This is a genomic window from Brasilonema sp. UFV-L1 (assembly GCF_012912105.1).
Classification (GTDB): domain Bacteria; phylum Cyanobacteriota; class Cyanobacteriia; order Cyanobacteriales; family Nostocaceae; genus Brasilonema.
Window position 1 is genome coordinate 1 of sequence record NZ_QMEA01000227.1, and the last position, 6,787, is coordinate 6,787.

At 42.9% G+C, this 6,787-nt stretch carries 7 protein-coding genes; 4 read left to right on the plus strand and 3 right to left on the minus strand.

Annotation, left to right across the window (positions count from 1 at the left end):
• Positions 1-9: 9 nt before the first annotated feature.
• Positions 10-1,110 (plus strand): RNA-guided endonuclease TnpB family protein, encoded by a 1,101-nt coding sequence (locus DP117_RS32935; protein ID WP_169222379.1) that lies wholly within the window; start codon positions 10-12, stop codon positions 1,108-1,110.
• A gap of 15 nt (positions 1,111-1,125) precedes the next feature.
• Here the strand turns inward: DP117_RS32935 and DP117_RS32940 are convergent, their stop codons facing one another.
• The 3 genes from DP117_RS32940 to DP117_RS32950 form a co-directional block, all read right to left on the minus strand.
• Positions 1,126-1,278 carry a hypothetical protein gene (locus DP117_RS32940; RefSeq protein WP_169222373.1) on the minus strand — a complete coding sequence of 51 codons (153 nt, stop codon included), beginning with the start codon at positions 1,276-1,278 and terminating at the stop codon, positions 1,126-1,128.
• A 10-nt stretch (positions 1,279-1,288) separates the two neighbouring features.
• Entirely contained in the window at positions 1,289-1,726 is a 438-nt protein-coding gene (locus DP117_RS32945) for a DUF4079 domain-containing protein (RefSeq protein WP_169222374.1), read from the minus strand.
• A 95-nt stretch (positions 1,727-1,821) separates the two neighbouring features.
• Entirely contained in the window at positions 1,822-2,214 is a 393-nt protein-coding gene (locus tag DP117_RS32950) for a DUF1830 domain-containing protein (RefSeq protein ID WP_169222375.1), read from the minus strand.
• A gap of 531 nt (positions 2,215-2,745) precedes the next feature.
• Between DP117_RS32950 and DP117_RS32955 the strand changes: the two genes are divergently transcribed.
• From DP117_RS32955 to DP117_RS32965, 3 genes are all read left to right on the plus strand, one after another.
• Positions 2,746-4,338 carry a photosystem II high light acclimation radical SAM protein gene (locus tag DP117_RS32955; RefSeq protein WP_169222376.1) on the plus strand — a complete coding sequence of 531 codons (1,593 nt, stop codon included), beginning with the start codon at positions 2,746-2,748 and terminating at the stop codon, positions 4,336-4,338.
• 144 nt (positions 4,339-4,482) lie between these two features.
• Positions 4,483-5,871, plus strand: coding sequence for a DICT sensory domain-containing protein (locus tag DP117_RS32960; RefSeq protein WP_169222377.1), 1,389 nt, complete (start codon positions 4,483-4,485; stop codon positions 5,869-5,871).
• An 86-nt stretch (positions 5,872-5,957) separates the two neighbouring features.
• A complete protein-coding gene (locus DP117_RS32965; RefSeq protein WP_169222378.1) occupies positions 5,958-6,596 on the plus strand; it encodes a pentapeptide repeat-containing protein in 639 nt (212 codons plus the stop codon).
• Positions 6,597-6,787: the final 191 nt, after the last annotated feature.

Here is a 6,787-nt window from a genome sequence, read left to right on the forward strand (position 1 = left end):
TAATACTTTCTGTCACTGATTTCAATACTGGCAAAACACGCTGGTGTAGCGCGTCATGCTTGGAATCAAGGTCTTGCTTTGTGTCAACAGGTATTAGCACATAACCGTGCCAATCCTAACGACAAGATTAAATTTCCTTCTTCGATTGACTTACACAAGTGGTTAGTGGCTTCAATTAAGCCGGAAAACCCTTGGTATTACGAAGTTAGTAAATGTTCTCCTCAATATGCGTTACGTCATTTGAGCGATGCATTTAAATCTTTTTTTAAGAAAGTCAAGGGATTCCCAAAGTTCAAGAAGAAAGGAAGACATGACTCTTTTACTCTTGATGGTTCAATTCACGTTGACCACAAGCGGGTCAAAGTTCCGGTGATTGGATGGCTGAAAACCTTCGAGAGATTACCACAGGGTGTAGAACCTAAGTCGTGTACCCTAAGCCGCCAAGCAGATAGATGGTTTATTTCGTTTAAAATTGATGTTCCTGTTGAGCAAACACCAAAAGTTTACGATATTGTCGGCGTCGATCTAGGTATCAAAACCTTAGCAACACTATCCACAGGTGTTGTGTTCGATGGCGTAAAATCGTATCGTCAAGCACAACGTAGATTAAAACGGCTACAACGTAATCTTAGCCGTAAAATCAAAGGCTCAGCCAATTGGAATAAAGCAGCGTTACTCCTAGCTAAAGCACATAGACGAATTGCCAATATTCGTCGTGACGTTCTTCATAAAGTCACCACTTATTTAAGCAAAAACCACGCAGTAATAGGGATTGAAGACTTGAACGTGTCTGGCATGATGGCTAATCGTTGCTTGGCTAAAGCGATAGGAGATATGGGATTTTACGAGTTTCGCCGTCAGTTGGAATACAAGTGTAAGCTTAACGACAGTAGGTTAGTCGTTATTGATCGATTTGCACCCAGCAGCAAAACCTGTTCTTGCTGTGGCAACGTGAAAGATTTGCTTAGTCTAAGGGAGCGAATTTATCACTGCTATTCATGTGGTTTTGAAATCGACCGCGATTTGAACGCGGCGATAAACATATCGAAATACGCGAGCAGCTTGCTCGTGTCTGCCTGTGGACGAGGTGCTGCCGACAGTCTCGGTTGAAACAGGAAGTTTTTGTTAACGAATGTTAGTAAAAATGGAGCGGAAAAATAAAATATCTACTTGTCGAACTTCATCCACGACTTCGCGACTGACTTCAACTTTTCCCAAAGGTGAGAGTAATTCTTCCAGACATTGCTTGGCAAACTGATCGTGAGGCTGTCGTGTCATTTGTTACTGATTATGGTAGATACTTTTGTACCACACTCCAGCCTGTTAACGATACCCAAACAAACCCAAAAAACAGGACAATATTAGCACTGATGTGGATACGTCTCGCCCAAGGTCGTCTAGGATGAATAAGTAATGCACTTCCAGCAGACACCAAAACCAGTATGACTGCTGTCAAACCAGCAATTAAATGTGATGAGTGTCCTAAAGAACCAAAGTGACCTAAAGTGCCAATAATACCAATGAGTAACAAAAGCAGCACTAAACTGACCATGCAACTGCCAATCATATAGTGAAAGGAATGCAGCCAGCTAGGTTGTTCTTGGTGTAGTCTTCTGGTACGAAATATCCAAACACCTGTGATCGCTAGTAACAAATAAGCTAGTAGCGATAAACCCATAGACCATGCTGCTATTCTCCACAACCAAAGAAAAGAAGGTAAATTCATAGTAGACATTGTAGATGAGAAAGTGGAGTGACTCATCACAAAACAAAAGAGGGTTGCTGAGTTCAGCAACCCCCTTACTAAGTAAAATTGTTTTTTTAATCAACCGATACTAAACCAGCGACTTGTAAGGATTTTATAAAATCTCTGGTTGTTGTATTTATCTGCACAATTGGTTTGTTATTGATAGAGTCGATTGCTGGTTCTGAGTTTGTATCAAACCCATCACTGCTAAATTCAGTAATTGCAAGACGAGCGCACGGAATTTTATCGGATAAAATTGCACTTGCCATCATGCCCGTGTGAATCTCAAGTTGAGCTTCTCTGGGAGCTTCAAACACTAGCCTTTGTCCAGGAAAAACAACCCGTTCAAAGTACCAGTTGGGAATATTTGAGATGCGAGCCACCTGTATTTTACTTGTGGCATTCACGTAGCAGCAGAAAACATTACCTGATTGCTCAGGTGGTACAGGATCTAATATTTGAGCCATAACTGCTGAGGATCTTTACGCCACTATTTTATATTACACCAGTCAACCTAGCATTGCCTGATCCCCGACTGCTGTAACCCCGACTACCAACTGACATTTTCTACACTATTTCTGTCTTCAGATATGCGGGTATATGAAAAATTTGTAAAAATCTATGCCTTTTACGCAATTGTACATTATGCTCATACAAATATAATGTTCCCTAATTCACAAAAAAATCATAAAAAGCGTTATTCACGTGTCTTTCATCATCTTCTAAACCACAAATAAGATACGTGGATCATGGTTTTGCAAACAAAGTCAGTGTTATTGTAAAGCTATATATATAGAGAATTTTGATCAGATCTCCCCTCACCAGAATATATATCTGAGGGCGGAATGCGTTTGGCTATTTTTACTTTTCTCAAATGATAGAGAGTAGGTCAGTCAATAATCTGTGTAAATGTCAAGTAATATTAAGATATAGGACAAAAAACAAAATAAACACTTGTTTAAAAAAGATTGCTCTGGTTTTGCCTTGAAAACAGCAAAATGAAAGTAGAAACACCTGTGATGGACAATCGAATTCTCTATGTTCGCCTTCCTTGTAATCCCATATTTCCTATAGGGGTTGTTTATCTTGCAGATCATGTACACAAGCTGTTTCCCACAATTGAACAGCGAATTTTTGATTTGGGAACGGTACCACCTTTAGATTATGCTTCTGCGCTGGATCAGTGTATCGATGAATTCAAGCCCACACTACTAGTGTATTCGTGGCGGGATATCCAAATTTATGCTCCAGTGGGTGGACGTGGTGGTAACCCATTACAGTATTCCTTCGAGTTTTTCTACTCCCGCAATCCATTACTCAAGATAAAGGGGGCTATTGGTTTATTGCGGATTGCGTCGGGATACTACGGTGAGTTGTGGCGGAATTTGGGCTTAGTGAAACGGGGGATTAAACGCGCTAAACGTTATAACCGGGATGCTCAAGTTATAGTCGGTGGTGGTGCTGTCAGTGTCTTTTACGAGCAAGTGGGTAAAAGCTTACCCAAGGGAACGATTGTCTCCGTGGGAGAAGGCGAAACCCTGCTGACAAAACTTTTAAGCGGACAAGAATTTCGCGATGAAAGGTGTTATGTGGTGGGAGAAGAAAAACCACGCGATCGCCTGATTCACGAACAACCCACTCCTCTAGAAAAATCAGCTTGCGATTACAACTATATCGAAAGCATCTGGGCGGAATTTAACTATTACCTGCAAGAACAAGACTTTTATATAGGTGTACAAACTAAGCGTGGTTGTCCCCACAACTGCTGTTATTGCGTTTACACAGTTGTAGAAGGCAAACAAGTACGCATCAACCCAGCTGACGAAGTTGTTGCTGAGATGCGACAATTGTATGATCGCGGCATTCGCAACTTCTGGTTTACCGACGCCCAATTTATCCCAGCGCGAAAATTTATCGATGATGCTGAGGAACTGTTACAGAAAATCATCGATTCTGGCATGACAGATATTCATTGGGCAGCTTACATTAGAGCTGACAACCTCACACCAGAGTTGTGTGACTTGATGGCGAAAACTGGGATGAACTACTTTGAAATTGGTATCACTAGTGGTTCTCAAGAACTTGTTCGTAAGATGCGGATGGGTTACAACCTGCGAACAGTCTTACAAAACTGTCGTGATTTAAAAGCTGCTGGATTCAACGACTTAGTTTCCGTCAACTACTCATTTAACGTCATTGACGAACGTCCCGAAACCATCCGCCAAACCATCGCCTACCACCGTGAACTCGAACGCATCTTCGGTGCGGATAAAGTCGAACCAGCGATTTTCTTCATCGGTTTACAACCCCATACCCATCTCGAAGAATACGCTTTCAAAGAAAATATTCTTAAACCAGGGTATGATCCAATGAACATTACACCTTGGACTGTCCAGAAAATGCTTTGGAACCCCGAACCTCTCGGTTCCTTCTTTGGCGAAGTTTGCTTACAAGCATGGCGACAAAACCCCAACGACTTCGGACGCGAAGTCATGAAAATCTTAGAAGAAAGAGTCGGTTGTGCTGATTTAGAAGAAGCACTTTCCGCACCGATTTCTGTGAAAGAAAAACAACTGGTGAGTCTGTCGTAACTGTTAGTCCACAGACGCTCAGCTTACCACAACACAAACAAAATCTCGCGTTAGCCAGGCTAAAAAACTCTCCTTCCTTTGCGTCCTTCGCGTCTTTGCGGTACCCTGCGGGAAGCCGCTGCGCGTCTACGTTTCATTAAACTTATGTTAGAAGGCTCTATTTTACAAAAGCTAGAAGCAGCTCATCGCCATAGTAAAAGACCAATTCAATACGGCGTTTACTACAAAAATACCCTAGTTTCCCTGTGTCATGCTCTGGAAGACCACATTTTAACTGAAGACAGCACACCTTTTGTGATCACAGCCTTCCAACAAGGGAAATGGTATTTGCAAGAAGCCGAAAGATATGCAGATATTGCGAAAAAATCCTGCCAAGTTGTGATTATGGCTTCTCCAGATGCACGCTTCGCAGAACATCCCACAAGCCAGATACCTAATGTCAACCTAGTACCATTAGAACCAGCAGATCCTGTGGCGCAGGAATGGCATTTAATCATCTTATCGCCTGTATACACAGCGATGGTCATTTGTCAAGAAATATCAGAAGCTGATTACGGCTCTTCTGGAGTACCTGCATCAGATGTAGAGCGGAAATTTTACGGCTTGTGGACATTTGAACCTGAGTTAGTCAAAGAAACAGCAGAATTAGCAATTTCTCACATTGAACAATACAACTGCGAACTAGCGAAAAAACTTATTGCTCATAAAGACGTAATTCAGCCACGCCTTGCCACACCAGAAGATTTAAGTGCAGTTGTTTCACGGGTAGTAGATTACCTCCAGACAGGACAAATCAATATCTCTGTTCCTACAGCAACTCGCCACCAAGCCTTGGATGGTAACTTGGTTTCCAACGAAATCCAAGCATTTTTGCGGATGGCGCAAATTATTGATGCTGCTGATATTACCAATCCAATGGCAGCAGCAGAAGTGGTAGCGCTAGCAGAAACAATCGGGCAACTTTTGGATCTTCCCGCATGGCAGATGAAACGTCTTCGTCTTGCAGCTTTGCTGCATCGTATAGATCCACTGCAAAGAGCAGAAAGCATTCTTTCTCCAGGAACTTCCACCCGCTATCAAGAAGATGCACCCAGTTGTCGTTTGACTTGTCCTTTGGTACCAGGAGCACAAGTCTTGCGAACAATGCCACGACTGCGGGCGATCGCCCAAATTATTACACATCAAACCGAACGGTGGGATGGTACAGGTGAACCAGCAGGGTTAACAGGGGATGAAATTCCCTTGGAGTCAAGAATTCTAGCATTAGTCGCGGATTTCCAGTGGCGGCTGAATCAGAAAAAAAACTCTCAATTCAGTCGCGAGGAGATATTTGCTCAAGCCTTAGAAGAATGTAGACTACAACAATCGTATCGCTTTGACCCGAAACTTGTAGATACACTAACTTTATTAGTCATGGGTTTACAACAGGGACTCGACGTACCCTTAATGACACCCAAAGCTAGCACGAGTATGTGGTTACTCAATAGTAGACTAGATAGCGAGAGCAAAATTGGTGAGCAGATGAGGTCGTAGGATAAGCAGTGCTCACTAAATGTTTTAATGGCAATGCGATACTCTTACTTTTTACGAACCACAAAGACGCGAAGAGCGCGAAGAAGATGAACATTGAAGAAATTCAATTAGGAAAACTCAAACATCTGCCAGGAGCAAATTTAGAAGACGAAGATTTATCAAACGTTGATTTAAGTCGCGTCAATCTTGCGGGTGCTCACCTTGTCGGTACAATTTTTACAGGTTCCAAACTTGAAGGAGGACATTTAGAAGGTGCAAATTTGATGGGAGCTAATCTTGTAGAAACTGACTTGCGAGCAAACCTCATGGGAGCTAATTTGATGCAAGCAGATTTGACAGGTGCTGACTTGCGAGGTGGGAATTTGCGCGGTGCTAATTTAATGGGAGCAAGACTGAGTGAAGTATCGCTTGGAGGTGCTTTCTTGAGTGGTGCTAATTTGATGAATGTCAACTTGCAAGGTGTTGACTTGCGAGGTGCTGACTTACGAGGCGCGAACTTGACTGGAGCAAATCTCAAAGGTGCAGACTTGAGCCGTGCAGATTTGCAAGGCGCGTTGTTGAGTGAGGCGAATTTGGAGGAAGCTGACTTGCGGGGGACAAATCTTGCGGGTGCTAATTTGACGGGTGCGAATTTATTGTGTGCTGAATTAGATGGTGCTAATTTAAGCGGAGTGAGTTTGGAGCGAGCTTGTTTAGTAGGCACATTGGTTGCTCCCGTTTCTTGATTTGCAGGTGAGACAGCGCTGCGGGAGGGTTTCCCTCCGCAGGCGACTGCGAACCCGAAGGGTGAAGCAGGGAAAAAGTTATGAGTTTACAGGAAGTTCTCAAGCAAGCATTGCAGCTTTCAACAGTTGACAAGGTGCGTTTGATTCAGCAAATTGCTCCTGAAATATAGCGGTTCTCGGTTGAGTCCAAT